Annotated in this window: 28 protein-coding genes; 16 read left to right on the top strand and 12 right to left on the bottom strand. The window is 72.2% G+C overall.

The features are described from left to right. Positions 1–197 precede the first annotated feature (197 nt). The 6 genes from glmS to ACFFF6_RS03645 are packed head-to-tail and all read left to right on the top strand — an operon-like array spanning position 198 to position 5,605. Positions 198–2,066: a glutamine--fructose-6-phosphate transaminase (isomerizing) gene (gene glmS / locus ACFFF6_RS03670; RefSeq protein ID WP_376978312.1), complete on the top strand. Its 1,869-nt coding sequence runs from the start codon at positions 198–200 to the stop codon at positions 2,064–2,066. Positions 2,067–2,081: 15 nt separating this feature from the next. Further along, the gene (locus ACFFF6_RS03665; RefSeq protein WP_376978310.1) at positions 2,082–2,573 is read left to right on the top strand and encodes a holo-ACP synthase; all 492 of its coding nucleotides are present in this window, start codon (positions 2,082–2,084) and stop codon (positions 2,571–2,573) included. Further along, complete coding sequence (gene alr, locus ACFFF6_RS03660) at positions 2,570–3,760, top strand: alanine racemase (RefSeq protein WP_376978308.1); 1,191 nt, start codon at positions 2,570–2,572, stop codon at positions 3,758–3,760. The genes ACFFF6_RS03665 and alr overlap by 4 nt, the downstream gene beginning before the upstream one ends. Continuing rightward, positions 3,757–4,308 carry a tRNA (adenosine(37)-N6)-threonylcarbamoyltransferase complex ATPase subunit type 1 TsaE gene (tsaE, locus tag ACFFF6_RS03655; protein ID WP_376978306.1) on the top strand — a complete coding sequence of 184 codons (552 nt, stop codon included), beginning with the start codon at positions 3,757–3,759 and terminating at the stop codon, positions 4,306–4,308. The genes alr and tsaE overlap by 4 nt, the downstream gene beginning before the upstream one ends. Then, a complete protein-coding gene (tsaB, locus tag ACFFF6_RS03650; RefSeq protein WP_376978304.1) occupies positions 4,308–5,057 on the top strand; it encodes a tRNA (adenosine(37)-N6)-threonylcarbamoyltransferase complex dimerization subunit type 1 TsaB in 750 nt (249 codons plus the stop codon). Before tsaE ends, tsaB begins: the two co-directional genes overlap by 1 nt. Next, a complete protein-coding gene (locus tag ACFFF6_RS03645) occupies positions 5,054–5,605 on the top strand; it encodes a GNAT family N-acetyltransferase (protein WP_376978302.1) in 552 nt (183 codons plus the stop codon). Before tsaB ends, ACFFF6_RS03645 begins: the two co-directional genes overlap by 4 nt. Positions 5,606–5,723: 118 nt before the next feature. On the opposite strand, the gene ACFFF6_RS03640 is transcribed toward ACFFF6_RS03645, so the two are convergent. Both ACFFF6_RS03640 and ACFFF6_RS03635 read right to left on the bottom strand, forming a co-directional pair. Continuing rightward, a complete protein-coding gene (locus ACFFF6_RS03640) occupies positions 5,724–7,436 on the bottom strand; it encodes a hypothetical protein (RefSeq protein WP_376978300.1) in 1,713 nt (570 codons plus the stop codon). Beyond that, positions 7,421–8,308 (bottom strand): ABC transporter ATP-binding protein, encoded by an 888-nt coding sequence (locus ACFFF6_RS03635; RefSeq protein ID WP_376978298.1) that lies wholly within the window; start codon positions 8,306–8,308, stop codon positions 7,421–7,423. The genes ACFFF6_RS03640 and ACFFF6_RS03635 overlap by 16 nt, the downstream gene beginning before the upstream one ends. Before the next feature lie 183 nt (positions 8,309–8,491). Here ACFFF6_RS03635 and ACFFF6_RS03630 point away from each other — a divergent pair, with 183 nt between their 5' ends. Beyond that, on the top strand, positions 8,492–9,682 hold the full coding sequence (locus ACFFF6_RS03630) for an AI-2E family transporter (protein ID WP_376978296.1): 1,191 nt from the start codon (positions 8,492–8,494) through the stop codon (positions 9,680–9,682). 103 nt (positions 9,683–9,785) lie between these two features. Here the strand turns inward: ACFFF6_RS03630 and greA are convergent, their stop codons facing one another. Then, positions 9,786–10,277, bottom strand: coding sequence for a transcription elongation factor GreA (greA, locus tag ACFFF6_RS03625; RefSeq protein ID WP_376978294.1), 492 nt, complete (start codon positions 10,275–10,277; stop codon positions 9,786–9,788). Positions 10,278–10,451: 174 nt separating this feature from the next. Beyond that, positions 10,452–10,844: a DUF4307 domain-containing protein gene (locus tag ACFFF6_RS03620; protein ID WP_376978293.1), complete on the bottom strand. Its 393-nt coding sequence runs from the start codon at positions 10,842–10,844 to the stop codon at positions 10,452–10,454. A 232-nt stretch (positions 10,845–11,076) separates the two neighbouring features. Here ACFFF6_RS03620 and mca point away from each other — a divergent pair, with 232 nt between their 5' ends. Together mca and ACFFF6_RS03610 are read left to right on the top strand one after the other, a co-directional pair. Then, complete coding sequence (gene mca, locus ACFFF6_RS03615) at positions 11,077–11,961, top strand: mycothiol conjugate amidase Mca (RefSeq protein WP_376978291.1); 885 nt, start codon at positions 11,077–11,079, stop codon at positions 11,959–11,961. A gap of 70 nt (positions 11,962–12,031) precedes the next feature. Then, positions 12,032–12,397, top strand: a complete 366-nt coding sequence (locus ACFFF6_RS03610; RefSeq protein WP_376978289.1) for a hypothetical protein — start codon at positions 12,032–12,034, stop codon at positions 12,395–12,397. Positions 12,398–12,441: 44 nt separating this feature from the next. On the opposite strand, the gene trhA is transcribed toward ACFFF6_RS03610, so the two are convergent. Then, complete coding sequence (gene trhA / locus ACFFF6_RS03605) at positions 12,442–13,098, bottom strand: PAQR family membrane homeostasis protein TrhA (protein WP_376978424.1); 657 nt, start codon at positions 13,096–13,098, stop codon at positions 12,442–12,444. A gap of 221 nt (positions 13,099–13,319) precedes the next feature. Here trhA and ACFFF6_RS03600 point away from each other — a divergent pair, with 221 nt between their 5' ends. From ACFFF6_RS03600 to ACFFF6_RS03575, 6 genes are all read left to right on the top strand, one after another. Continuing rightward, entirely contained in the window at positions 13,320–14,114 is a 795-nt protein-coding gene (locus ACFFF6_RS03600) for an isoprenyl transferase (protein ID WP_446680628.1), read from the top strand. Between the two features lie 127 nt (positions 14,115–14,241). Beyond that, positions 14,242–15,657, top strand: a complete 1,416-nt coding sequence (gene phoH2, locus ACFFF6_RS03595) for an RNA 5'-3' helicase PhoH2 (RefSeq protein WP_376978288.1) — start codon at positions 14,242–14,244, stop codon at positions 15,655–15,657. Between the two features lie 97 nt (positions 15,658–15,754). Continuing rightward, positions 15,755–16,069, top strand: a complete 315-nt coding sequence (locus tag ACFFF6_RS03590; protein WP_376978286.1) for a hypothetical protein — start codon at positions 15,755–15,757, stop codon at positions 16,067–16,069. A 129-nt stretch (positions 16,070–16,198) separates the two neighbouring features. After that, a complete protein-coding gene (locus tag ACFFF6_RS03585; RefSeq protein ID WP_376978284.1) occupies positions 16,199–17,137 on the top strand; it encodes an ABC transporter ATP-binding protein in 939 nt (312 codons plus the stop codon). After that, entirely contained in the window at positions 17,134–17,877 is a 744-nt protein-coding gene (locus ACFFF6_RS03580; RefSeq protein WP_376978283.1) for an ABC transporter permease, read from the top strand. Before ACFFF6_RS03585 ends, ACFFF6_RS03580 begins: the two co-directional genes overlap by 4 nt. Before the next feature lie 118 nt (positions 17,878–17,995). Continuing rightward, positions 17,996–18,748 carry a DinB family protein gene (locus ACFFF6_RS03575; protein ID WP_376978282.1) on the top strand — a complete coding sequence of 251 codons (753 nt, stop codon included), beginning with the start codon at positions 17,996–17,998 and terminating at the stop codon, positions 18,746–18,748. Positions 18,749–18,811: 63 nt separating this feature from the next. Here ACFFF6_RS03575 and ACFFF6_RS03570 read toward each other — a convergent pair whose 3' ends face one another. From ACFFF6_RS03570 to ACFFF6_RS03550, 5 genes are all read right to left on the bottom strand, one after another. Continuing rightward, on the bottom strand, positions 18,812–19,465 hold the full coding sequence (locus ACFFF6_RS03570; protein ID WP_376978280.1) for a response regulator transcription factor: 654 nt from the start codon (positions 19,463–19,465) through the stop codon (positions 18,812–18,814). Then, positions 19,456–20,616, bottom strand: a complete 1,161-nt coding sequence (locus ACFFF6_RS03565) for a sensor histidine kinase (RefSeq protein WP_376978278.1) — start codon at positions 20,614–20,616, stop codon at positions 19,456–19,458. Before ACFFF6_RS03565 ends, ACFFF6_RS03570 begins: the two co-directional genes overlap by 10 nt. A gap of 32 nt (positions 20,617–20,648) precedes the next feature. After that, positions 20,649–21,290 carry a DedA family protein gene (locus ACFFF6_RS03560; RefSeq protein WP_376978277.1) on the bottom strand — a complete coding sequence of 214 codons (642 nt, stop codon included), beginning with the start codon at positions 21,288–21,290 and terminating at the stop codon, positions 20,649–20,651. Positions 21,291–21,455: 165 nt separating this feature from the next. Beyond that, positions 21,456–22,865 (bottom strand): class II fumarate hydratase, encoded by a 1,410-nt coding sequence (locus tag ACFFF6_RS03555; protein WP_376978276.1) that lies wholly within the window; start codon positions 22,863–22,865, stop codon positions 21,456–21,458. Between the two features lie 106 nt (positions 22,866–22,971). Next, a complete protein-coding gene (locus tag ACFFF6_RS03550; protein ID WP_376978274.1) occupies positions 22,972–23,889 on the bottom strand; it encodes a carbohydrate kinase family protein in 918 nt (305 codons plus the stop codon). Positions 23,890–23,944: 55 nt separating this feature from the next. Between ACFFF6_RS03550 and ACFFF6_RS03545 the strand changes: the two genes are divergently transcribed. Beyond that, on the top strand, positions 23,945–24,619 hold the full coding sequence (locus tag ACFFF6_RS03545) for a DUF4245 family protein (RefSeq protein ID WP_376978272.1): 675 nt from the start codon (positions 23,945–23,947) through the stop codon (positions 24,617–24,619). 124 nt (positions 24,620–24,743) lie between these two features. Here ACFFF6_RS03545 and ACFFF6_RS03540 read toward each other — a convergent pair whose 3' ends face one another. Beyond that, positions 24,744–25,004 carry an exodeoxyribonuclease VII small subunit gene (locus tag ACFFF6_RS03540; RefSeq protein WP_376978270.1) on the bottom strand — a complete coding sequence of 87 codons (261 nt, stop codon included), beginning with the start codon at positions 25,002–25,004 and terminating at the stop codon, positions 24,744–24,746. Then, on the bottom strand, positions 25,001–26,296 hold the full coding sequence (gene xseA, locus ACFFF6_RS03535; protein ID WP_376978268.1) for an exodeoxyribonuclease VII large subunit: 1,296 nt from the start codon (positions 26,294–26,296) through the stop codon (positions 25,001–25,003). Before xseA ends, ACFFF6_RS03540 begins: the two co-directional genes overlap by 4 nt. Positions 26,297–26,398: the final 102 nt, after the last annotated feature.

Genomic DNA, 26,398 nt, shown 5'->3' with positions numbered 1-26,398 from the left:
CCTGCCCGCTCCCCGGTCTCGCCCTGCCCGCGCCCCGTCCCCTGGCCGCCCCGTCCGGGAGCCCGTGAGCGTTTCTGACAGCTCCGGTCACCCGTCCGCCAGCCCCGAGCAGCCACCCTCGGAATCGTGAGCAGGACCTCGCCCGAAGACGCCCGCGGGCCTCTGAACGGGGCCTTCGCGCCGCTAGCGTGAGGCGCATGTGTGGAATCGTCGGATATGCAGGCCCCGTCAGCGGCGCCCCCTCCTCCCGTCCCGTCGACGTCGCCCTCCAGGGGCTGGCGCGGCTCGAGTACCGCGGATACGACTCCGCGGGCGTCGCCGTCGTCGACGGCGATCAGGTGCGCATCGACAAGCGCGCCGGCAAGCTCGCGAACCTCCGCGAGGCCCTCGAGGGCAGGCACGCGACCGCTTCCCCGGTGGCGATCGGCCACACCCGGTGGGCGACCCACGGCGGGCCGACCGACGGCAACGCCCACCCGCATCACGGCGGCCGCGACGGCGAGCTCGCCCTGGTGCACAACGGCATCATCGAGAACTTCGCCTCCCTGCGCGCCGAGCTCGAGGCCGACGGCTACTCCTTCCTCTCCGACACCGACTCCGAGGCGGCCGCGCACCTGGTCGCCCGCGAGATGGAGCAGGTCGGCGACCTGACCGAGGCGATGCGCCGCACCGCCGGTCGCCTCGAGGGCGCCTTCACGCTGCTGGCCGTGCACCGCGACGCGCCCGGCGTCGTCGTCGCCGCCCGCCGCAACTCCCCGCTGGTGGTGGGCCTCGGCGAGGGCGAGAACTTCCTGGGATCGGACGTCGCCGCCTTCGTCGACGCGACCAAGGACGCCCTCGAGATCGGCCAGGACCAGGTCGTGACCGTCCGCGCGGACCGCGTCGACGTGATCGACTTCGAGGGCGCCCCCGTCACCGACAACAAGCGCTACACGATCGAATGGGATGCGACCGGTGCGCAGAAGGGCGGCTACGCCTCCTTCATGGCCAAGGAGATCCACGAGCAGGCCTCCGCCGTGGCCGATACGCTGCGCGGCCGCATCGAGGACGGCAAGCTGCAGCTGGACGAGATGAAGATCGACGAGGCCGTGCTGCGCACGATCGACAAGATCGTCGTGGTCGCCTGCGGCACCGCCGCGAACGCCGGCGCCGTGGTGAAGTACGCCATCGAGCACTGGTGCCGCATCCCGGTGGAGGTCGAGCTCGCCCACGAGTTCCGCTACCGCGATCCCGTCGTCACGGAGAAGACCCTGGTCGTGGCGATCTCGCAGTCCGGCGAGACGATGGACACCCTGATGGCCGTGCGCCACGCCCAGGAGCAGGGCGCGAAGGTCGTCGCGATCTGCAACACCCGCGGCTCGACCATTCCCCGCGAGGCCGATGCCGCGCTGTACCTGCACGTCGGCCCGGAGATCGCGGTCGCCTCCACCAAGGCGTACCTCGGCCAGATCGCCGCCTGCTTCCTGCTGGGCCTGTTCCTCGCGCAGGTGCGCGGGAACCTCTACCCCGACGAGATCGCCCAGCAGATGGAGGACCTCTCGGCGATCCCCGAGAAGATCCAGGAGGTGCTCGACAGCTCCGATCAGGTCGAGCGGCTCGCGCTGGAGATGAAGGACGCCACCAGCGTCCTGTTCCTGGGCCGGCACGTGGGATACCCCACGGCGATGGAGGGCGCGCTCAAGCTCAAGGAGATCGCCTACATCCATGCCGAGGGCTTCGCCGCGGGCGAGCTGAAGCACGGTCCGATCGCGCTCGTCGACCAGGGCCAGCCGGTGTTCGTCATCGTCCCCTCGCCGGGCGGCCGGGACTCCCTGCATTCCAAGGTCGTCTCGAACATCCAGGAGGTCAGGGCGCGGGGCGCCCGCACCCTGGTGATCGCGGAGGAGGGCGACGAGGCGGTCCTGCCGTACGCCGACGAGGTCATCCGCTACCCCCGCACGCGGGCCCTGTTCGCCCCGCTGCTGACGGTCATCCCGCTGCAGATCTTCTCCTGCGAGCTGGCGACCGCGAAGGGCCTGGACGTGGACCAGCCGCGCAACCTCGCGAAGTCGGTCACCGTCGAATGATGTGATACTGCCGGGGTGAACGGCGTATCCGAGGCTCGCAGCCCGCAGGCGGCCCCCGTCCCCTCCCCGGGGCGGGGGCGCCCGCGGGCTTTCGCGCCCTCGGGGCGGGCGCAGCTGGCCGGGGTCGGGATCGACGTCGTCGACGTGCCGCGCCTCACCGCGATGTTCGCGCGCACGCCTGCCCTGCGCGACCGTCTGCTCACGCCGTCCGAACGGGGCCTGTCCGATGCCTCCCGGGCCGCCCGCGTCGCGGCGAAGGAGGCGGTCGGCAAGGCCCTGGGGGCGCCGGGAGACTATTCCTGGCACGATGTGACGGTGGAGCGGACCGTCGACCGCCGCCCGTACCTCGTGCTCAGCGGCGCCGCTCTCGAGGCCGCCGAGCAGCTCGGCGTGGCCCACCTGCACCTCTCGCTCTCGCACGACGGGGACATCGCCACCGCGATCGTCGTCGCCGAGCGGGGCGCGCCCGCCGCTGACGACGCCAGCATCGACCGAGGAGAACGATGACCGTCCCGATCCCCGCGGAGGACCCGCGTCACGTGCCCAACCGGGCCGTGATCGATCCGTCCGCGATCACCTCTAACACCCGCCAGATCAGCGGCATGCTCGCCGAGCAGACCGCCCTCATGGCGGTCGTCAAGGCGGACGGCTACGGCCACGGGATGCTCACGGCGGCGCGCGCGGCGCTCGAGGGCGGTGCGACCTGGCTGGGCGCCGCGCACCCCTCCTCGGCGCTCGCCCTCAGCCGTGCCGGATTCGACGTCCCGATCATGACCTGGCTGTTCGAGCCGCAGACCGCGCAGCTCGTGCTGCCGGACGTGGTCAAGGCGGGGATCGACGTGTCCGTCGGCAGCGAGCTCATGCTGCGCATGGTGGCCGATGCCGCCCGCGCCGCCGACCGCCGTGCCCGCATCCATCTGAAGATCGACACGGGAATGGGCCGCGGAGGGGTCATGCCCGCGAAGGTGCGGGAGCTGGCAGCGGCCGCCGCAGCCGACGACTACGTCTCCATCGGCGCGGCCTGGACGCATCTGGCGGCGGCCGATGATCCCTCCGACCCGATGACCGATCAGCAGGTCGACGTGTTCGACGCCGCCTTCGAGCAGCTGTGCGAGGAGGTCGGCCCGGTCCCGCTGCAGCACATCTCCGCGACCGCGGCGGCGCTGACCCGGCCGGAGCTGCACCGCGACCTGGTGCGCATCGGCATCGGCCTGTACGGGTATCCGCCCGTGCCCTCGCCCGTGCGCCTGCGCCCCGCGCTCACGCTCACCTCGCGCCTGGCCATGGTCAAGGAGGTCCCGGCCGGGCAGGCGGTCGGCTACGGGCACATCCACCGCTCCGAGGAGCCGACCCGCCTGGGCCTGGTCCCGATCGGCTACGCGGACGGGCTGCACCGGGCCGCCTCCGGCAAGGTCGAGGTGCTCGTGCGCACACGCAGCGGCTACCAGTCGGCCCTCCAGGTGGGCCGCATCAGCATGGACCAGATCGTCCTGGATCTGGGACCGGAGTCGCGGGCGCAGGCGGGCGACGAGGTCGTGCTGCTGGGCTCGGTGCCTGATGGGCTCCTGCCCGATGCCGAGGGCCGGACGCTCACCGTGCCGACCGCGGTCGACTGGGCCGAGGCCGCCGGCACGATCACCTACGAGGTGCTCACCTCGATCTCCGCCGCGGTGCCCCGGCAGGTGAAGGCATGACCCCCGCACCGATCGTGCTCGCGACCACCCGCTCCCAGGGCACCCGGGACGTGGCGATCGCGCTCGCCGGGCATCTGCGGGCCGGGGACCTGCTGGTGCTCGACGGCCCGCTGGGGGCGGGGAAGACCACGTTCACGCAGGGCCTCGGGGCGGGCCTGGGGGTGCGTGGGCCGGTCGCCTCGCCGACCTTCGTGATCGCCCGGGTCCACCCGAACCTGGGGGAGGGCCCGATGCTCGTGCACGTGGACGCCTACCGGCTCGCCGGCGGCTTCGACATCGACGACCTGGACCTGGAGACCGAGCTCGAGGACGCCGTGACCGTCGTCGAATGGGGCCGGGACCGGGTGGAGCATCTCGTGGACTCGTACCTGATGATCGAGCTGGAGCGTCCCGCGGAGGTCGTGGACGGCGGGGCCGACGACCCGGAGGAGCCGCGCACCCTGGCCGTGCACGCGGTGGGACCGCGCTGGGACGACGCCGCGGTCGCGGATCTGCGGGCTGATCTCGTGCGGGCCGCGGCCGGCGGGACGCCGGAGGAGGAGAGCTGATGCTGCTGGGGATCGACACGTCCGGGGCCGTGAGCGTCGCGCTCGCGCGCGGCGCAGGGGAGGGAGACGGCGGGACGGGGCAGGAGCTCCAGGTGCTCGCCGTGCGCAGCGACGAGCGCTCCCGCCATCATGACGAGGTGCTCCTGGGCCTCGTGGACGAGGTGCTCCTCGAGGCCGGGGCCGGACGTGGGGACGTGACCGGCATCGTCGCGGGGCGCGGACCGGGGCCCTTCACGGGTCTCCGGGTGGGGCTGGTGGTCGCCCGCACGATCGCCGCCGCGCTCGGAGTCCCCCTGCGCGGGGTGTGCTCGCTCGACGCCCTCGCCCTGCAGGCCGCGACCGCGCCGGGCGCGCCCGCGGGGAGCGCGGGGGAACCGCGTCGGATCGCGGTCGCGCTCGACGCACGCCGTCGCGAGGTCTACTGGGCGCTGTACGAGGCCGCGGCGGACGGCACGATCACGCGCCAGGACGGGCCGGCGGTGGACGCCCCGGCCACGGTGTCCGCCCGCCTGCGTGCGGCCGATGCGCTCGTGGGATCGGGCACCGACCTGTACCCGGAGCTGCTGCCGGCGACCACGCGGATCCCGCACGTCGATGCGGGCGCGCTGATCGCGGTCGCCGCTCAGCTCGAGGCCCGCGGCGAGGACCTCACGAGCACGGAGCCGATGTACCTGCGCGCTCCGGACGCCGCCAAGCCCTCCGTGCGCAAGAGCGCCCTGGGCCTCGGCGACCGTCCCGGCGGCCGATGACCGCAGGACCCGCGGACGCGGCAGCCGCCTCGCCGCCGCCGGGCGTGCGCCTGCGCCCGGCCGTCGGCGGGGACCTCGAGCAGATGGCGGCCGCGGAGCTCGCCCTGTTCCCGGGCGAGGCGTGGAGCCCCGCCCAGCTCGCGGAGGAGATCTCCCACCCCTCGCGCCGCTACGTCGTCGCGCTCGTCGAGCCGCCCTCGACCCCCGGCCCGCCCGCCCTGGTCCCCGCCGCGCCCGTGCTCATCGGCTACGCCGGCATCATGCTCGCCGGGGACACCGCCGATCTGCACACGATCGGCACCCTGCGCCCGGGGCAGGGGATCGGCCGGGCGCTGCTGGCGTGGTGCGAGGAGCAGGCCCGCGCCGGCGGTGCGCAGCGCATGCTGCTCGAGGTGCGCGAGGACAACCGGCGGGCCCGTGCCGTCTACGCCCGCGCCGGGTACGAGGAGATCGGCGTGCGGCGCGGGTACTACCGGATCGGCACCCGCAGCATCGACGCCATCCTCATGCGCCGAGAGCTCCGCGGCCCCGCGCCGGCATCGGCGTGACACCTGCCCGGTCCGGCCCTCATGCATGGGGGCCTGCTCCGGGCTCGTCCCGACGGGGATGCCGGGGCGGTGATCCCCGGGGCACGACGACGCGGTGGCCGGCCCCGCACCGCGTCGCTCAGAGGAAGGCGCGGACCTTCTGGAAGAGGTCGACCATGCGCCGGTCCAGGATCGAGGCGGCCACCCGGATGCCGACGACGATCGTGATGATCCCGGCGATCAGGGCGATCGCCCCGGCGAGGATCTGCAGCCCGAGCGAGCCGACCACCGCGCCCCAGATCCCCACGCCGATCGCCGGGATCTGCGGGATCCAGATCCCGATCATGCCCACGGCCATCGCGATCATGGCGTTCGAGGTCGAGGAGGACTTGTCCTTCATCGGGTTGGTGCCGGGCGGCGCCGTCGGATACGGCAGCAGCACCGAGATCAGCACCGACACGCCCAGCCCCGACAGCAGCAGCCCCAGGGTCCCCGGCAGCATCATGGCGATCAGCTCGCCACGGCCCAGGAGCAGCGGCACCGCGATCGAGGCGATCGCGATGAAGGGGACGGCGAAGAGCGCCAGCGCGATGACGCGACCGGCGAGGTTGGGGCGGGAGGGCAGCCCCGCGGTCATCGTGACCCAGCCGGAGGGCCCGTCGAAGCCGATCTCGTTCATGAGCGAGATCCCGCCCATCCCGGCGATCAGCAGCAGGCCCAGGATGCCCATGAAGGGCCCGGCCGGGCCCAGCATGCCCATCGCCACGAAGAACACGAGCATGAGGGGCATGACCGCGATCGCGGCGATGTACCGGGAGTCCCGGCGCCAGTAGCGCAGGGAGCGGCCGATGCTCGCGCCGAGGGCGTTCCTCGGGGCGAAGCGGGGCACGAGCGGCTTCTCCGCGGTGGTGCCCGAGGACGAGTCGCCGATCAGGGCGGAGGTCAGCGCGGCCCCCAGGGAGCTGCGCCACCACAGCCAGAGCCCGACGATGCTGGCGGCCCCGATCACCAGACGCACGAGCGCCGGGAGGTAGTCGCCCGAGGCCAGGTCCACCGGCACCGAGAACAGGGCGCCCAGCGGGGTCCACGACAGCACGCCCACCGCCTCGAGCAGCTTCCGCCCGATCACCTCGATGCTCGCCCCGTTGATGGACTGCGCGAACAGCGAGAAGCCGTAGAGACCGCCGATCAGGACGACCATGCCGAGGATCGAGCCGATCTCGCGGCCCCGTCGGGACGAGGCGCGGCCCGCGGAGTGGGCGAGGATCGCGCGTGGCAGCAGCACGCACAGCGCGATCCCGGCGAGGTTGGCAGGCACCAGCAGCACCAGGCCGAGCACGGTCGGGACCGCCCCGGCGCCGTGGAGGACCAGGAAGATCCCCTCGAAGACGCTGAACAGGAGGGCTGCGACGACGGTGAACAGGGTCGGCAGACTCAGCAGGGCGGCGAGGAACATGCCCGGCTGCAGCTCCCGAGGCGTGCGCGGGTAGATCGCGAAGGCGCGCGGATCCAGGGTGTCGTCGAGGCCGAAGGCGAAGACGGGCACGACGAGCCACAGCAGCGTCGCGAGGATGCCGACGCCCCGCACGACGGCGGCGAAGAGCCCGCCCTCCCCGTCGACGAAGACGAGGGCCACGAGGGCGAAGGTCATGCCGACCAGCCCGCCCAGGCCGTACAGGGAGCCGATGATGGTGCCGATCAGCTTGCCCACGTTCTTGCGGTAGGAGCGCTTCCACAGCGTCCACTTGAGCTTCAGCAGCCCGGCGACGAGAGTGCGCTGCTCGACCGTCCCGGCCCGGACGTGTCCGATCCGGGCGGCGTCGCGCTCCGCCCCGGTCAGGATTCCAGCCACGACAGGCTCCCCTCTGCGACCTGACCGCCGCCGACGAGATCCAGGAAGCGCTGGACGAGGCTGCCGCCCGCGCGGACCTGCTCGAGGGTGCCCTCGGCGAGGATCTGCCCGCCGGCGATGACCGCGACATGGGAGCACAGCTCCTCGACCAGCTCCATCACATGGCTGGACAGCACCACCGTGCCGCCGCCGGCGACGTAGGCGCGCAGGATCTGCCGGATGACCTGTCCGGAGACGGGATCCACCGCCTCCAGCGGCTCATCGAGCACGAGCACCTTCGGGGCGTGGATCAGCGCGCACGCCAGCAGGATCTTCTTCGTCATGCCGGCGGAGTAGTCCACGACCAGCTTGCCGTCCTCGCCCGCGAGGTCGAGGGCCGCGAGCAGGGACTCGATGCGCTCGGCGACGACATCGGCGTCCATCCCGCGGATGAGGCCCACATAGGTGAGCAGCTCCCGGCCGGTGAGCCGGTCGAAGGTGCGCAGCCCGTCGGCCAGCACCCCCAGCAGGGCCTTGGCCTCCGCCGGCGTGGACCACATGTCGACCCCCAGGATGTGGGAGGTGCCGGCATCGGGGCGCAGCAGGCCCGTCGCCATCGAGAGCGTGGTCGTCTTGCCGGCGCCGTTGGGCCCGACGATCCCGTAGAACGAGCCGCGCGGCACGTCCATCGAGATGCCGTGCACGACCTCGGTGCCGTCGAAGGACTTGGTCAGGCCGCGGATCGCGAGGGCGACCTGCTCGGGTGGCGGGACCGGCGCATCGGCGCGCACGGGCGCGGCCTGCGGCGGGATGGGCGGGCTCAGCGGGGCGGCGTCAGGGAGCGCCGCGGCGGCCGGGCCGGCGGCGGGGACGGGCTGCTCGGGAGAGGACATGCTTCGAAACTAGCAATCCCTCGGGGCCTGGGCGCCCGTCCGGAGGCGGTGACGATCGCCGACTTTGGTCGAGGACCTGCCCGGACGGCGCCTGCGGGACTGACGCGGACGGCCCGGCCCGACTAGAGTGCACCCCGTGACACCCGGCCGAAACTCCCGATCCGGCCCCTGTGAGGAGCTCCGATGATCAAACCCCGTGACCGTGGACGACCCGCGTCGCTGCCCCCGGAGGTCGAGGAGATCCCCATCGGGGTCCGGCGCCTCTCCGCCTGGTCCTGGCGGATCCTCGTCATCGTCGCCGCGCTCGTGGTCCTCATCAAGGCGGCCTCCTACGTGAGCAGCCTGATCCTCGCGGTGCTCGTGGCCGTGCTGCTCGCCGCGATGCTGACCCCGCTCGTGCGCCTGCTCACGCGCTACACGTTCCTGGGCCGCGCGGCGGCCAGCGGGGTCGCGCTGATCGGCCTGATCGTCGTGGTGATCGGGATGTTCACCCTCGCCGGGCGGCAGCTGATCACCCAGTGGGCGGACATCCAGGACAAGGCGGTCACCGGCTTCCAGACCGTGACGGACTGGGCGACGACGACCTTCAACATCGACGCCCCGATGCTGACGACGGCGCTCGACGAGCTGGTCGAGAAGCTCCAGGAGAACGCCACCACGCTGCTGAGCGGCGCCGTGTCGACCGTCGGGGTCGTCGGCAACCTCGTCACCGGCCTCGTGATCGCCCTGTTCACCCTGTTCTTCATGCTCGCGGGCGGATCGGAGATGTGGCGCTGGGCGGTGGGGCTGCTGCCCCCGGGCGCGCGTGTGCCCACCCATGAGGCGGTGCGGCGGGGATGGAAGGCCCTGTCGGCGTACGTGCGCACCCAGATCCTGGTCGCCGGCGTGGACGCGACCGGCATCGCGATCGGCATGATCGCGCTGGGCCTGGGGTCCTACGCGGTGCCGATCTGGCTGCTCGTGTTCCTGTTCTCCTTCATCCCGCTGGTGGGCGCGATCGTCTCCGGGGCGATCGCGGTGCTGCTGGTGCTGGTGCTCAAGAGCTGGGTGTTCGCGATCATCATGCTCGTGATCGTCCTGGCCGTGCAGCAGATCGAGGGCAACGTCCTGCAGCCCTTCCTCATGGGCAAGGCGGTGTCCCTGCACCCGGTCGCGGTGCTGCTGGGCGTCGCCGCGGGCGCGACCGTCGCCGGGATCCCCGGCGCCCTGTTCTCGATCCCGCTGCTCGCCTTCGTCAACGCCACCCTGCTGTACCTCACCGGCCGGGACCCGTCCCCGGATCTGGGCGCGGACACCGCGACCCAGGAGCATTTCCTCGCGATCGAGCGGACGGTGGCCGCGGCCCGGTCCGCCCGCCGGATCGCGCGACGCTGAGGACGTCCCCGGTCCGCGGGCGAGGTCCCGGGCATGGAGAAGGGTCCCGCACCAGGTGCGGGACCCTTCGTCCGTCCTGCGGGCCCGGAACCGGGCCGCGGGTTCAGCTCCGGTACGGCGTGGCCTTGAGGATCTCGATCTTCAAGGACTTCCCGTTGGGAGCCGTGTAGTCGATGGTCTGCCCGACGGAGGAGCCGTGGATCGCGGCGCCCAGCGGCGACTCGGAGGAGTAGACCTCGAGCTCCTCGCCGTCGGCGGCGATCTCGCGGTTGCCCAGCAGGAAGGTCCGCTCCCGGCCGGCCATCGAGATGGTCACGACCATGCCCGGTTCGACGACGCCGTCGTCCTCGGGGGAGGCGCCGACGACCGCGGTCTTGAGCAGCACCTTCAGCTCGTTGATGCGAGCCTCCATCTTGCCCTGCTCCTCGCGCGCGGCGTGGTAGCCGCCGTTCTCCTTGAGATCGCCCTCGTCACGAGCCGCGGCGATGCGCTCGGTGATCTCGGAGCGGCCCGGTCCCTCCAGATGGGCGAGCTCCTGCGAGAGGCGGTCGTAGGCGTCCTGGGTGAGCCAGGCGCCATTCGGCTGGCTGCTCATGGTGTCACTCCTCGGTTCATCGGGTGCGGGGACGCCGGGGAGGGCGTCCCCGACACAGGACACGGGGCACATGTGCGCATGCGCCCCGTGTGCGGGTAAAAGAAGTACCGGTCGTGTGACCGGTATCCGGACATCCTACACGCAGATGTCTGATCCCCCGCCGGGGGCGCCCGGTCAGCGTTCCGTGCAGCCCAGGGCCTCGCCGCTCACGGCCGGACCCTGCGTGGCGATCGTGACCGTGTGCGAGACCTGCCGGTCCGGGGACGCGGGGATCTCGACCTCGACGAAGCCGACCTGCGCCCGCCCCTCGTTGAGCGCCTGGACCGTGCAGGTCACGGCCGTGTCCGGTGCCTTCGTGACCAGGAACTGCACGGAGATGTGTCCGTCGTCCACGTGGCTGTAGGACGTCGTCTCCACCCGGACGGGCTGATCCGCGAAGCGCAGCCCGACGGCGACGACGACCGCCGCGAACACGGCGCCGCCGATGATCAGCAGGATGCGGGCGGTGCGCGGGGCGATGAGGGGCCCGCCGTACCGGGAGCGGAGGTGCTCGGGGACGTCGTTCATGCTCCCAGTGTCTCAGGGGGATCGGCGCATCCGCTGAGAGCATGCGGTCCACGGTCCACGGTCCACGGTCCACGGTCCACGGTCCACGGTCCACGGTCCACGGTCCCGGGCAGGAGCGGGGAGCCCGGGCCGGGTGTGCTCGGCGTCGGGCCGTCGCCCAGCGCTGCGGGGTACGCTTTCGCTCGCGGCCGCCGGACGGCGGCCGTCTCCGCTGTCCCCCGGAAGGTGCGCCGTGACCCAGCCTGTGACTCCTGCCGTCCACGACCTGCGCATGGTCGCGGTCCACGCGCATCCCGACGACGAGTCGAGCAAGGGTGCCGCGACGATGGCGCGCTACGTGCGCGAGGGCGTGCAGGTCACCGTCATCACCTGCACCGGAGGGGAGCGCGGCGACATCCTCAACCCGCGCATGCTCGAGGACCCCGAGGCGCTCGCGGATCTCCCCGCCGTGCGCCGCCGCGAGATGGCCCGGGCCCAGGAGATCCTGGGCGTGGACCATGAGTGGCTCGGTTTCGTCGACTCGGGTCTGCCGGAGGGGGATCCGCTGCCGGCGCTGCCCGAGGGCTCCTTCGCCACGATTCCGGTGCGCGAGGCCGCACGGCCTCTGGTGGAGGCGCTGCGCCGGCTGCGGCCGCACGTGCTGACCACGTACGACGAGAACGGCGGCTACCCGCACCCCGACCACATCCAGACCCACCGGGTCTCGCTGGCGGCGTACGAGCTCGCGGCGGACCCGGAGTTCGCCCCCGAGCTGGGCGAGCCCTGGCAGGTGCTGAAGGTCTACTACATCAACGGGTTCTCGAGGCAGAAGTTCGCCGCGGTCGCGCGGCACCTGCGGGCGCACCACCAGCCCAGCGAGGACATCGAGCAGATGCTCCTGCGCTTCGACGAGACCCGCGACCGGGCGCTGACCTCGTTCATCGACGTCTCCGACTACATGGAGCTGCGGGACGAGGCGCTGCGCGCGCACGCGACCCAGGTCGACCCGGAGGGGCTGTTCTTCTCCATCGACAACGAGATCCTGCGCGCGGCCTGGCCCACGGACGACTACGAGCTGCACAGCTCGCGCGTGCCCGTGACCCTGCCCGAGCACGACCTGTTCGCGGGCATCCGCTGAGCGGCACCGCCCGCGCGGTGCGGGGAACGCATCACCACAGACGACGGAACCATCGGACGCAGGGAGCATCGTGACGGATCTGAGCAGCATCGCCTTCGAGGTCGTCCTCGCAGGGCCGTCGGACGGCACGGATTTCAGCCCGGCCACGGTCTCGCCGGGCCTGCCGGGGTTCATCGCGATGTTCCTGCTGGCCGCCGCCCTGGTGGGCCTGGCCGTGGACATGACCCGTCGGATCCGGCGGCTGCAGGCGCAGGAGCGTGTCGCGGAGCGTCACCGCCTCGAGGCCGAGGAGCAGGAGCTCGCAGGCAGCGGCGAGCATGATGCCGATGCCGATGCCGATGCCGATGCCGATGCCGATGCCGATGCCGTGGTGTCGGACGAGGGCGACTCGGACGCCGGTCCCGGCTCCCGCTCTCCGGAGGATCCGCGAGCCTGATCGGCCCCGGGCCGCCGCGCTCCTCGGGGCGCGGTCCTCGCGGGTCAGATCACGGCGAGGGCCACGGCGATGAAGTGGCAGGTGAAGCCTGCGACGGTGAAGGCGTGGAAGATCTCGTGGAAGCCGAACCAGGTGGGGGAGGGGTCCGGGCGCTTGAAGCCGTAGACGAGCGCGCCCAGCGTGTAGCAGAGACCGCCGGCGATGATCAGCCAGGCGACGGCCCAGCCGCCGCCGGCGACGATCTGCGGCATGTAGAAGATCGCGACCCAGCCGAGCGCGACATAGGCGGGGACGTACAGCCAGCGCGGCGCGCCGGTCCAGAAGAGTCGGAACAGCACGCCGATCGCCGCCCCCGACCAGGCGATGATCAGCAGGGTCAGGGCGCTGCGGGGCTGCAGGTTCGCGACCGCGATCGGGGTGTAGGTGCCGGCGATGATCAGGAAGATGTTGGCGTGGTCGAAGCGGCGCAGCATGAGCGCGTGCTCGGGACGCCAGGTGCCGCGATGGTAGGTCGCGCTGATCCCGAACAGCAGCCCGGCGGTCGCGATGAAGACCATGCAGGCCAGCCGTGCGGCGAGCGTCTCCCCGAGGGCGACGAGCGTCAGCCCGGCCAGGAGCGCGGAGGGGAAGGCGATGAGGTGGATCATCCCGCGCAGCCGGGGCTTGGCCAGGGGCAGGGCGGCGCCGATGCCGCGCGGCATCGGCGAGGGCGTCGGGGCGGCCGCGGAGGCTGGCGCTGTGCTCATGACGGAAGCGTAACCTACGTTCCCGTAACTTACGCGACCGCGACCTGTGATGATCCGGTGTGGATCCCGCCCGAGGGGCCCGCGCGTCCCCCAGGCAGGTCCTCGTGCCCGATAATGGAAGGGCCGCCCGGAGCGGATGCCGCCGCGACCGCGGCGGGCCACCGGGAGGCGAAGGCATGACCAGCACGGGAACGAGCCCTCGGGAGGCGCGCATGGCGGACGACGGAGTGCTCTACCGCGTCTACGAGCGACGTCTCGCCCGCGAGCTGTCCACCCTCCCGCTGCCCCAGCATCTCGGCGTGATCGTCGACGGCAACCGGCGCTGGGCCAAGGCGTCCGGGGCGAGCACCGAGGAGGGCCATCGGCAGGGGGCCGCGAAGATCACCGAGTTCCTCACCTGGTGCGAGGAGCTGTCGATCCCGCTGGTCACCGTGTGGATGCTCTCCCATGACAACCTGCGCCGCCCCGCCGAGGAGCTCGAGGCGCTGTTCGGCATCATCACCGACACCCTCGGCGAGCTCGTCGACGCCGGCTACGAGGTCCGCCTCACCGGCAACGCCGACGTCCTCCCCGAGGAGGTCCGCGAGCAGATCCGGTGCCGCCAGGAGCGGGGACGGGTCACCCGCGAGCTCGCCGTCAACCTCGCCATCGGCTACGGCGGCCGCGAGGAGATCGTCGTCGCCGTGCAGGAGCTCGTGCGCGAGCTGGGGGCCCAGGGGCTCGAGCCCGATGCGATCGCCGAGCGGATCACGACCGAGGCCATCGGCGAGCACCTCTACACGCGCGGCCAGCCCGACCCGGACCTCATCATCCGCACCTCCGGCGAGCAACGCCTGTCCGGCTTCCTCATGTGGCAGTCGGTGCACTCCGAGTTCTGGTTCTGCGAGACCTACTGGCCCGGGTTCCGCCACGTCGACTTCCTCCGCGCGATCCGCGACTTCTGCAAGCGCGAGCGCCGCTTCGGTGCCTGAGCTCGCGCGCGCCGCGGAACGCGCGGTGACGATCCGATGAACGCGCCCGACCCGCCCCCGGACGTGGCCGGGATCACCCGCCGGTCGCGCTAGGGTCCAGTCAACAGCGCGAGAACCGGAGGCTCCCATGGACGAGACCACCACCGACCGCAGCACCCCGGAGGGTGCCGGCACCGGGTCCTCGCAGGAGGCGCCCGTCGTGCCGTCCCTGGCCGCAGGCTCCGCGCAGGCCGTGCTCCCGGACCTCGCCGCAGGGCCGATCACCCACGTGCTGGACACCTCGGTGCTGCTGTCGGACCCGCTGTCCCTGACCCGCTTCGCCGAGCATGACATCGTCCTGCCGATCGTCGTGGTCACCGAGCTCGAGGCCAAGCGCCAGCATCCCGACCTCGGCTACTTCGCGCGGCAGGCCCTGCGCATCCTCGACGACCTGCGGGAGCGTCACGGGAACCTGTCGGTGCCGCTCCCGATCGGCACCGCGGGCGGGCACATCCACGTGGAGCTCAACCACGGCTCCGCCGCCGCCCTGCCGGACGGCTTCCGCCTGGGGGACAACGACACGCGCATCCTCGCCGTGGCCAAGAACCTGCAGCTCGAAGGCCGGAACGTCGTGCTCGTCTCCAAGGACCTGCCGATGCGGATCAAGGCCTCCGCCTCCGGCATCCACGCCGAGGAGTACCGTGCCGAGCTCGCCCGCGACCGCGGGTACACGGGGCTGGTGACCGCCGCGCTCGACGACGAGGCCATGAGCGCCCTCTACGACGGCCAGGAGGTCGCGATCCCGGAGGTCGCGCATCAGCCCGTCCATACCGGCATCACGGTCACGAGCCCCCGCGGATCGGCACTCGGACGCGTGACCCGGGACGGAACGGTGCGACTGGTCCCCGGCGACCAGACCGTCTTCGGGGTAGCCGGGCGCTCCGCCGAGCAGCGCATCGCGATCGACCTGCTGCTGGACGACGCGATCGGCATCGTCTCCCTGGGCGGCCGGGCCGGCACCGGCAAGAGCGCCCTCGCCCTGTGCATGGGGCTCGAGGCCGTGCTCGAGCGCCGCACCCAGCGACGCATCATGGTGTTCCGTCCGCTGTACGCCGTGGGGGGCCAGGAGCTCGGCTACCTGCCCGGTGACCAGCAGGAGAAGATGGGGCCGTGGGGCCAGGCCGTGTTCGACACGCTCGGCTCGATGGTCTCCCAGAACGTGATCGACGAGGTCATCTCGCGCGGGATGCTCGAGGTCCTCCCGCTCACGCACATCCGCGGCCGCTCGCTCCACGACGCCTTCGTCATCGTCGACGAGGCGCAGTCCCTCGAGCGCAACGTCCTGCTGACCATGCTGTCGCGGATCGGTCAGAACTCGCGGGTCGTCCTCACCCATGACGTCGCCCAGCGGGACAACCTGCGGATCGGCCGCTACGACGGGATCGCCTCCGTCGTGGAGGCGCTGAAGTCCTATGAGCTCTTCGCCCACATCACCCTCCAGCGCTCCGAGCGCTCGAGGATCGCCGAGCTCGTCACCCGCGTGCTGGACGAGCCGCTGCCCTAGAGGGCCGTGCGCGGACCGGCTCGCCCGCATCCGGCGGCGCGAGGGAGCTCCGGCTCCCATCGGCCCGGCGCAGGATCTCGTCCTCCACCTCCCGGCCATGCGTTCCCGGCCGGATCACGATCCCGTCCCCGCACTCGAGATGGTGCTGGTCCATGCGGCGCGGTGTCTCCCTCCCGTGCAGGCCGCGGTGCTCCTCGAATCGGCGGTGCACCGAGGACAGATGGGCATCGAGGCCGCGCGGCCTCGTCGCCGGTATGACGAGGATCGGGACCGGGATCTGTACCTGCGCTCGCTCGGGTACCACGTCACGCGCCTGACCTGGGAGCAGGTGTCCCTCCGCTGGCCGCAGACGGAGCTGATGCTGCTGAGGATCCTGCGCCGGGGCGAGCATCGCCGTCGCCTGCCACCGTAGGGACGGCGGCCGTCGTGCTCGCGCCGGAGGGCAGCGCGAACGCGGACCGGAGCGGGTCCACCGATCGGGGGACCCGCATCCCGCCGATGGGACGGTCCGCGCCGCGCCGCGGGACGGAAGGATCCAGACATGTCGTTGATCACCGCACACGGGCTGACCAAGAGCTACGGGGACCGCCCCGTCCTGCGCGGCATCGATCTGGACGTCGAGGCCGGGACGATCCTCGGCATCGCCGGTCCCAACGGTGCCGGGAAGACCACGCTGGTCGAGTGTCTCGGCGGGGTGCGGGACCGCGACGGCGGAGCCGTCGCCGTCGCCGGTGTCGATCCGGCCCGACCGACCCGGCAGCTGCGACTCGACCTCGGGATCCAGCTCCAGCAGATCCGCGTCCCTCCGATGCTCCGCGCCCGCGAGGTGCTCGAGCTGTTCGCCTCCTTCTACCCCGACCCGCTTCCGCCGGACCAGCTGCTGGAGGAGTTCGATCTCGCAGACCAGGCGAAGCAGGCGTTCGGGAAGCTGTCCGGCGGGCAGCAGCAGCGGCTGTCGGTGTCGCTCGCACTCGTCGGCCGCCCGCGGATCGCGATCCTCGACGAGCTGACCACGGGGCTGGACCCGACGGCGCGACGACGCATCTGGGCGCAGCTGGAGAGGCGTCGCGCCGAGGGCATGACGATGCTGCTGGTCACGCATTCGATGGAGGAGGCGCAGCGGCTCTGCGACCGCATGGTCATCCTCCAGGACGGGCGGATCATCGCCGATGCAGCTCCGCAGGAGATCGTCAGCCGGGGCGGGGCCCAGAGGATCCGTTTCCAGGCGGACGTCGATGCGAGCATGCTGGGACGTCTCGAGACCTGCGAGGACGTGCGCCGGGTGGCGCGCGAGGGCGGCGGCCTCGTCGTCGAGGGCGGCGACGCCAGCCCGCAGGCCGTGCTCGCGATGCTGGATCGGATGGGCGTGCGGGCCCGATCCGTGAGCGTCGAGCGACCCAGCCTCGAAGACGCCTACCACCAGCTGACCACCGGCCCGGAGCGGGCGGACGCGGGCATCCCCAGGGAGGAGATCTCATGACCACCAGCGCGCTCGGCGCCCTCGTCCGTGCCGAGACCCGTCAGCTCCGCCGTTCGCCGGCCGCGCTGATCTTCGCGATCGGCCTGCCCCTGCTGGCGATCATCGTCATGGCGCTCATCCCCGGTGCCCGGGCGCCTCGTGAAGCATTCGGCGGGCTGAGCGTGATCGAGGCGTTCACGGCCCCGATCATCATGGTGTCGGTGACCGTGATCTGCGTGATGTCGATGCCGCAGACGATCGGCACGCATCGGGAGTCCGGATTCCTCCGACGGCTGCGGACCACCCCTGTCCCACCCGCGACGGTGCTCGCGGCGAGCCTGGTCGTCCATGCGGTGCTGGCACTGGCGATGCCCTGCGCGGTCCTCGCGGTCACGCTTCTCGCCGGCGGCCGCGCGCCTGCGCACCCGGTGCTGCTGGCGGGGACGATCGTTCTGATGAGCATCACCTTCCTGGCGATCGGTGCCGTGCTGTGCGCGGTCATCCCGAACGTGCGCGTGCTGTCCGGGGCAGGGAACGTCGTCGCGATCCTCATGTGGTTCAGCGCCGGCTTATGGATCCCGAGGGCCGTGATGCCCGACTGGGCGCGGACCCTCACGGATCTCACCCCCGGCGGCGCCTCCGCGGAGCTGCTGAACACCGCGATGGCCGGTGGACAGGGAGACTGGCTGGACCTGCTGGTGTGCCTGGCCTGGACGGTGCTCGCGCTCGCCGTCGCGGTGCGCTCCTTCCGCTGGGAGTGAGGGGAGCGGATGCGTCGCGCGGATCGGCGCGTCCGGGCCCCGCTGCTCCGGCAGCCGCCCGCTGTCACCGCGCTGCCGGGCCTTTCCTGCGGGGGACCCCCGTGGCATGCTTCCGCGCATGGTCATCTACGACGGTCCCCAGGACCTGCGACGCGCCGTGCTCATCGACGTCGATCTCTCCGGGGCACGGCTGGTGCGCACGAACCTCGCCGGCGCCACGATGCGAGGAGCGGACGTGACCGGCACGGAGATCGACTCTCCCTGGCTGCTGGAGGACGAGGGCGCCACCCTCGTGATCAACGGCGTGGACGTCGTCCCCTACCTGCAGGCGGAGCTCGATCGTCGCTGGCCGGGGCGTGCGCTGCGGCATGCCGAGGACCCCGAGGGCCTGCGCGAGGCGTGGACCGCGCTCGAGGCCACATGGCGGCGGACGATCGACCAGGCGCTGGCGATGCCGGACGGGAGCGTCGATGCCAAGGTCGACGGGGAATGGTCCTTCTCCCAGACGCTGCGCCACCTCGTCATGGCGATCGACACGTGGCTGGGGCGTGCCGTCCTGCGCCGCGAGGACGCCCTCCACCCCATCGGCCAGCCGCATGCGGACTACGAGGCCGACGGGTACGACATGTCCGTGTTCGCCCCGGGCATCCCCGACATCGGCGCCGTGCTCGCCGTTCTCGACGAGAAGTTCACGATGGTCCGGTCCTTCCTCGCCGAGGCGACCGCGGACGTGCTCGAGGCACCGCGTCGCAGCCCCTGGGACCCCCGGCGCGAGGTCAGCGTGCGCTCCTGCCTCCACGTGATCCTCAACGAGGGATGGGAGCACCATCGCTACGCCGTCCGCGATCTCGAGGAGCTCGCACAGAGCTGACGGCCGGGCGAGGGGCCGGATCCGTCGCGGTGCGGAGTCGGGGCTCCGCGTGCCTGGGCGGAGTCAGGCCTGGTCGGCGCCGAGGTACAGGAGCACGGCGAGGACGCGGCGATTGACCTCCCCGCCGGCGGGGATCGAGAGCTTCGAGAAGATCGTGTTGATGTGCTTCTCGACGCCGCTGCGGCTGATGTAGAGGCGTTGGGCGATCGAGCCGTTGGACAGCCCCTGTGCCAGATGCGCGAGAACGTCCCGCTCGCGGTCCGTGAGCGCCGCGAGCCGGGGATCGGGGCCGGTCCCCGCGGCGAGGAGCTGGCGGATGACCTCGGGGTCGAAGGCGGTGCCGCCGGCGGCGACCGCCTCGATCGCGTCGAGGAAGCGGCGGATGTCGGAGACCCGGTCCTTGAGCAGGTACCCCACGCCGCCGGAGCCGTCCAGCAGCTCGCGGGCGTAGCGGCGCTCGACCACCTGGGACAGCAGCAGCACGGCGGTCCCGGGGTGATCGCGGCGGATCCGCAGGGCCGCGTGCACCCCCTCGTCCACGAAGTCCGGAGGCATGCGCACGTCGATGATCGCGAGATCCGGGGCGTGCCGGGCGACGGCGTGCAGCAGCTCGGTCGCGTTCGAGGTGCCCTCGACGATCTCGTGGTCCTCGAGGGTGAGGAGCTGGGCGATCCCTTCACGCAGCAGGAGGGAGTCCTCGGCGAGCACTATGCGCATGGGAAGCGTGCCTCCACGATCGTCGGGCCTCCGTCCGGGCTGGTCACGTGTATGGTCCCACCGCGCGCCGCGACGCGGGAGCGGATTCCGCTCAGGCCCTGCCCGCCCGGATCCGCGCCGCCTCGGCCGTCATCGAGGACCTGGATGCCCAGCGTGCCTGGATCGCGGGTCAGCCGGATCTCCAGGCGTGTCGCCCCGGAATGCTTGAGCGCATTGGAGACGGCTTCGCTCGCCACATAGAAGGCGGCTGTCTCCGTGGCGAGGTCAGCGCGGAGCGGGGAGCGAGGACCCGTGACGGTGCCCGGGAGGGAGCCGGGCCGCGGGTCGAGGTGCAGGGCCGTCGGGAGCGTGGTGCGGTCGCGCAGCGCCTCGAGGGCGGCGTCGAGGCCGTCGCGGGCGAGCATCGCCGGATGCAGGCGCCAGGACACCTCTCGCAGATCATCGAGGATCGCCTGGACCTCGTCCCGGGCCCGGGTCTGCAGGGCATCGCGTTCCGAGCCGGGCTCGGTGCGATCGGCTCGGGCCAGGAGAAGGGAGAGGGCGACGACCCGCTGCTGGACGCCGTCGTGGAGATCGCGCTCGATACGCCGCCGTTCGTCGTCCACCGCCGCGACGACGTCGTCCAACGTGGTGGACAGAGAACGCACCTGGCGCTCCAGATCATCGGCCCGAGGCCGGGAGAGAGCGGCGCGCGCCCGACGGGACAGCCAGCAGGTCCCGACGAGGCCGGACATCGCGAGGAACAGGAGCACCAGCCCGGGAGGGCCGAGCCAGAGGACGGATGTCCAGGTCACGGCGCCGGCCGGGGCGTCGAACACCGCGACGGGACCGCCGGTGGCGGCGCCGATCACCATGCTCGCGCAGGTGACGAGGCCCAGGGCGATCAGCACCCAGATCGCTGCGGCGAGGATGCCGATCGCGAGCTGGACCGTGAGGAACACGGCGGGGCTCCGCAGCGGGCGCGACGGCCCTGCGCCCGGTCCATCGGCCCCGGTATGGAGGCGGTCGACAGCAGCGACCGCGAGACGGGCGGGACTGCCGCTGACCGGAAGAGCCAGCAGTGCGACGACCAGGAGGGGGACCAGGGCGGCGACCGCCACGGCCTCGACGGCGCAGCGCAGCGTCTGGCGTGCGAGGTGCGGTGCTGTCATGACAGGCCCGGGCCTCCTCGTGGTCGGGGTGCTCATCGTGCAGCTCGCGCCCGCAGGCCCTGGCGGATCCGGATCGCGAGGAACCCGGCGAGAGCGGTCGTGCAGACCAGGATGACCAGCTTCTGCAGGATGTCAGCGTACTGCTCGACCAGATGCCAGTTCTCGCCGAGTCCGTAGCCGGCCAGCACGAACACGGTGTTCCAGATCCCGCTGCCGATCGTGGTGAGCACCGTGAACCGCATCAGAGACATCCTCTGCACACCCGCCGGGACAGAGATGAGACTGCGGAACAGCGGGACCATCCGTCCCAGCAGAACCGCCTTTCCTCCGTGGCGGGCGAACCACGCCTCGGCACGTTCGACGTCAGAGACACGGACGAGGGGAAGCCGGTCGGCGATGCGCTTGAGACGCTCTGCTCCGAACCAGACGCCGAGCCCGTACAGGGCGAGCGCCCCGAGCACGGATCCGACGGTGGTCCATACGAGCGCCTCGAGCAGGCTGAAGCCACCGCGGCTGGCGGTGAAGCCCGCGAGGGGAAGGATGATCTCGCTGGGCAGGGGCGGGAAGAGGTTCTCCAGGGCGATGGCGATGCCGGCGCCCGGCGCGCCGAGGGTCTCCATGAGGTCGACCGCCCAGGCAGCGACGGTGTCCAGGGGCAGGGGTGTCGGTGTCATGGCATCGACGCTAGAGGCGCGGACGGCGTGATCCACTCCTGCTGGCCACCCGACCAGGTGCGGAGAACCGCAGTGCTCCGCGTGGTCCGAGGGCTCGGGACGCATCTGCGCACGTGATCGCAGACGGCGATCGCGTGCGCGGATGCGTCCCGTCGAGCCCCGGGCTCAGGCCTTCGGCGCCGTCATGGAGAGGACGTCCAGGGCCGCGTCGAGCTGCTCCTCGGTGAGCTCGCCGCGCTCGACGAAGCCGAGGGCGATCACGGCCTCGCGCACGGAGATGCGCTCGGCGACCGCGTGCTTGGCGATCTTCGCAGCGGACTCGTAGCCGATCAGCTTGTTCAGCGGAGTGACGATCGAGGGGGAGGCCTCCGCGTAGAAGCGGGCCTTCTCCTCGTTGGCGACGAGGCCGTCGACGGTCTTGTCCGCGAGCACGCGGGAGGCGTTGGCGAGCAGGCGGATCGACTCGAGCAGGCTCGTGCCCATCAGCGGGATCTGCACGTTGAGCTCGAAGGAGCCCTGCGCGCCGCCCCAGGCGATCGCCGCATCGTTGCCGATGATCCGCGCGCACACCATGAGCACGGCCTCGGGGATCACGGGGTTCACCTTGCCGGGCATGATCGAGGAGCCGGGCTGCAGGTCCGGGATCGCGATCTCGCCCAGGCCGGTGTTGGGACCGGAGCCCATCCAGCGCAGGTCGTTGTTGATCTTCGTCAGGGACACGGCGATGGTGCGCAGCGCCCCGGACATCTCGACCAGACCGTCGCGGGCGGACTGCGCCTCGAAGTGGTTGCGGGCCTCGGTCAGGGGCAGCTGCGTCTGCTCGGCGAGGTTCGCGATGACCTTCTGCGGGAAGCCGGCCGGCGTGTTGATGCCGGTGCCGACGGCGGTGCCGCCCTGGGGGACCTCCGCGGTGCGGGGCAGGGCCGCCTCGACGCGCTCGATGCCGTAGCGGATCGCGGCCGCGTAGCCGCCGAACTCCTGGCCGAGGGTCACGGGCGTGGCGTCCATGAGGTGGGTGCGCCCGGATTTCACGACGCCCTTCCACGCCTCCGCCTTCGCCTCGAGGGAGACGGCGAGGTGGTCCAGGGCCGGCAGCAGCTGCTGCACCACACCTGCGGTGACGGCCACGTGCACCGAGGTCGGGAACACGTCGTTGCTGGACTGCGAGCAGTTCACATGGTCGTTGGGATGGACCTCGAGGCCGGAGGCGCTGCTCGCGAGCGTCGCGAGGACCTCGTTCATGTTCATGTTCGAGCTGGTGCCGGAGCCGGTCTGGTACGTGTCCACAGGGAAGTGGGCGTCGTGGGCGCCGGAGATGACCTCGTCGGCGGCGGCGACGATCGCGTCGGCGATCGCGCCGTCGAGCACCCCCAGGTCCTTGTTGGCGCGGGCGGCGGCCTTCTTCACCTCGGCGAGGGCATGGATGTGGGCGGGCTCGAGGCCCTGCCCGGAGATCGGGAAGTTCTCCACGGCGCGCTGCGTCTGGGCGCGGTACAGCGCGGTCGCGGGGACCCGCACCTCGCCCATCGTGTCGTGCTCGATGCGGTACTCGACCTGGGGGTTCGTATCGGTCATGTGGATTCTCTTCCTCTCCGACCCTGCCGCGGCGGCAGCGTCCTTCGGGTGTGCGTCCGCTGCGCCCGTGCAGCGGGATCGGGGCCGTGAGGCCGATGGGGGATGGTCAGGCGCCGTCGATCTCGTGAGCCCACGGCGGGTTCGCGCCGGGGCGGGAGACGGTGACGGCGGCGAGGCGGGCGGCGCGGGCGAGGACCGTGCGCAGCTGCTCGGCCCCGATCGCGTGCAGGCCCTCCCTCTGGACGGCGCCCAGCAGCCCGGCGGTGCCGAGGGCGTCGAGGAGACCGGCGGAGAAGGTGTCCCCGGCGCCGACGGTGTCGGCGACCTCGACCTTCACGGGGTCCACGGCGATGCGCCCGGCCGCGGCGAAGCCGACTGCGCCTTCGCCGCCGCGGGTGAGGACGGTGATGGCGGGGCCCAGCTCGCGCCATGAGGCGACGACGTCCTCGACATCGTCGGTCCCGTACAGCCAGGCGACGTCCTCGTCCGAGGTCTTCACGACGTCGGCGCGGGCGATGATCGCCTCGATCGCGGGACGGGTCTGGGCCGCCGATCCCATGAGGGAGGGGCGCGCGTTGGGGTCGTAGCTGATGGTCGCGGTGGGGCGGTAGCGCTCGAGCACGGAGGCGACGGTCGCGGCACCGGGGGAGAGGACCGCGGCGATCGACGAGGTGTGCAGGGCGTCGACATGCTCGGGCAGCCCGGTCTCGCGCGGAGCCCAGGCGATGTCGAACTGGTACGTGGCAGTGCCCTCCGCGTCGATCATGGCCAGGGCGGTGGAGGTCGGCTCGGGGCCGATGCTCCCCCCGGTCAGCTGCACCCGGGACTCCTCGACGTGGCGGCGGATCTGCTCGCCGCGGGCATCCTGACCGATCATGGTCAGCAGGTGGGAGGAGTGTCCGAGCCGTCCCAGGGCGACGGCCACGTTCAGCGGCGAACCTCCCGGGTACTCGGTGCTGTCGCCGTCGGCGCGGGTCACGATGTCCGTCAGGGCTTCGCCGACGGTGAGGTATGTCGCGGTCACCGCTCGATCATCCCAGTTTTCGCGGCTCGGGGCGAACGCGCGAGACAATGGGGTCATGAGCTCGACGCCCTCGCCTTCCCCGTCCCCGGGTCCCGCGCCGCTCGAGTCGGCCGATGCGCCCGCCGCCGAGCAGGGGGCGCGGGTCCCGTCGGAGCAGCCGGCGCCGAAGTCGCCGTACGGGCGGATGACGAAGAAGGACACCTCGGTCCGCAACATCGCCTGGGCGCTCGCCGTGATCATGGGCTTCGTCGTGGTGCTGGCGCTGCTGTTCTTCGGGGTCGGGAACGATCCCGACCGCAGCATCCCGGAGACCTCGCAGCTGAACGTCGCCGAGAGCGCCGAGCGCGCCGCGGCGCTGGCGCCGTTCCCGGTGGTCGAGCCCGAGCTCGGGGAGCAGTGGACGCCGCGGTATGCACAGTTCAGCGACGGCGCTTCGCCCCGCTGGGAGCTGCGGTACAGCTCGCCGAGCGGGAAGCTCGTCACCGTGATAGAGACCGAGCAGGTCGAGGCGCCGCTGTTGTCCGCCGTGCTGCCCGGGGCGGTCGTGGAGGGAGAGCTGAGCATCGAGGGGGTGGCGTGCCAGCAGCTGCGCGGCAGCGGCGCGGAGGCCGCCGGGACGTCGGCGCTCAGCTGTGAGACCCCGGAGTGGGCGATTCTCGTCCATGGGGACACCGATCCGGCCGAGCTCGAGACCGTGGCGCGTGCCGCGATCCTCTCCGCCCGATCCTGACCACCGGGCCCGCAGGTGCGGAATGCGACCTGCTGGCCCTTGGCGAGCTCACCGGACTCGAGCCCCGGGCCCGCCTGGGCGGGAGGGCCAGCCGCCTGCGCGGGATGGGGACCCGCGCCCGGGATCAGCCGTCCTGCTCGCGTGCGGCCATCGCCACGTCGAGGCGCTCGCGAGCGCCGTCGAGCCACTGCTGGCAGCGGCGGGCGAGCAGCTCCCCGCGCTCCCAGAGGGCGATCGACTCCTCGAGCCCACCCTGCCCCGACTCGAGGCGACGCACCACGTCGACCAGCTGGTCGCGTGCCCCTTCGTAGCTGAGCGCGGCCATGTCCTCGGGCAGCGGCGGATCCTGCTCGGGGGTGGCGGTGTCGGTGGGGCGGGTGCTCATGCGTCCTCCTGCGGGGTGCTCGAGTCGGTGACGGGCGGCGTGTACGGGTCCTCGGTGGTGCGGCGCACCCCGAACCTGCCGCCGGCGACGCGGACGGACAGGGCCTGCCCGACGTCCGTGTGCTCGGGGGAGCGGATGACGGCGCCGTCCGCGTCCTGGACGACGGCGTAGCCGCGCTCGAGGGTCGCCAGCGGGCTGAGCGCCCGGACCTGGCGGGTGTAGTGGGCGACCTCGTCCTGCGCCCGGTCCAGCCGGGAGCCGATGATCGTGCGCGCGAGCGCGATCCGGCCGCGGACCTCGTCCTGGCGGCCCACGAGGATGCTCGCGGGCTGGTCGAGGACGGGCCGCGAGCGGGTCGCGTCGAGCCATTCCTGCTCCCGCTCGATCCGCCCGCGGATCGCGGTGCGCAGCCGGGAGCGCTGCAGGGCGAGCTGATCGTGCTCGGCTTGGATGTCGGGGACCACGCGCTTGGCGGCGTCCGTCGGCGTGGAGGCGCGGACGTCGGCGACGAGGTCGATCAGAGGGGTGTCGACCTCGTGGCCGATCGCGGAGACGATCGGTGTGGAGGCCGCGGCGACCAAGCGGACGAGCTGTTCGTCGGAGAAGGGGAGGAGATCCTCGAGGGAGCCGCCGCCGCGGGAGACGATGATGACGTCGATGTCGTTGACGGCGTCGAGCTCTCGCAGGGCCGCGGAGACCTCCCGCACCGCGCGGTCGCCCTGCACCGCGACCTCCCGGATCTCGAAGGAGGCCGCAGGCCAGCGCCGGGTGGCGTTGACGACGACGTCCCGCTCCGCAGCGGAGGCGCGTCCGCAGATCAGGCCGATGCGGCGTGGCAGGAACGGCAGGGGCTTCTTGCGGGAGGCGTCGAACAGGCCTTCGGCGTGCAGGACCTTCTTCAGGTGCTCGAGGCGGGCCAGCAGCTCGCCGAGGCCTACGGGACGGATCTCATTGGCCTCGAGCTGGAGGCTGCCTCGCTTGGTCCAGAAGGTGGGCTTGGCGTGGATGACCACGCGCGCGCCGGGGACCAGGTCGATGTTGAGCGCGCGCAGCACGTGCTCGCGGATCGGCACCGAGAAGGACATGTCGACCTCGACGTCCCGCAGGGTCATGAAGGCGAGGCCGCTGCCGGGGCGCCGGTTCAGCTGGACCATCTCGCCCTCGACCCAGATCGGGGACATGCGGGCGACGTACTCGCCGACCTTGACGGAGAGCTGCCGCAGGGGCCACGGATTCTCCGGGGTCGTCTGCGCGGCCGTCGCGGCCAGCGGGGGGCGGGTCTCCTGCGTCATGGCTCCACTCTGGCACGGGGAGGGGACAGGCGGAGCATCGGACAGGCGCGGGGTGGGCGAAGAGGACCGGGGGAGGATGAGCCTTCGTCGCGGGCGCCGTCC

Origin of the sequence: Brachybacterium hainanense, from assembly GCF_042434575.1 — a bacterium.
Lineage (GTDB): Bacteria > Actinomycetota > Actinomycetes > Actinomycetales > Dermabacteraceae > Brachybacterium > Brachybacterium hainanense.
The sequence above is the reverse complement of the archived record's forward strand: the minus strand, read 5'-3'. Positions and strand labels throughout refer to the sequence as shown.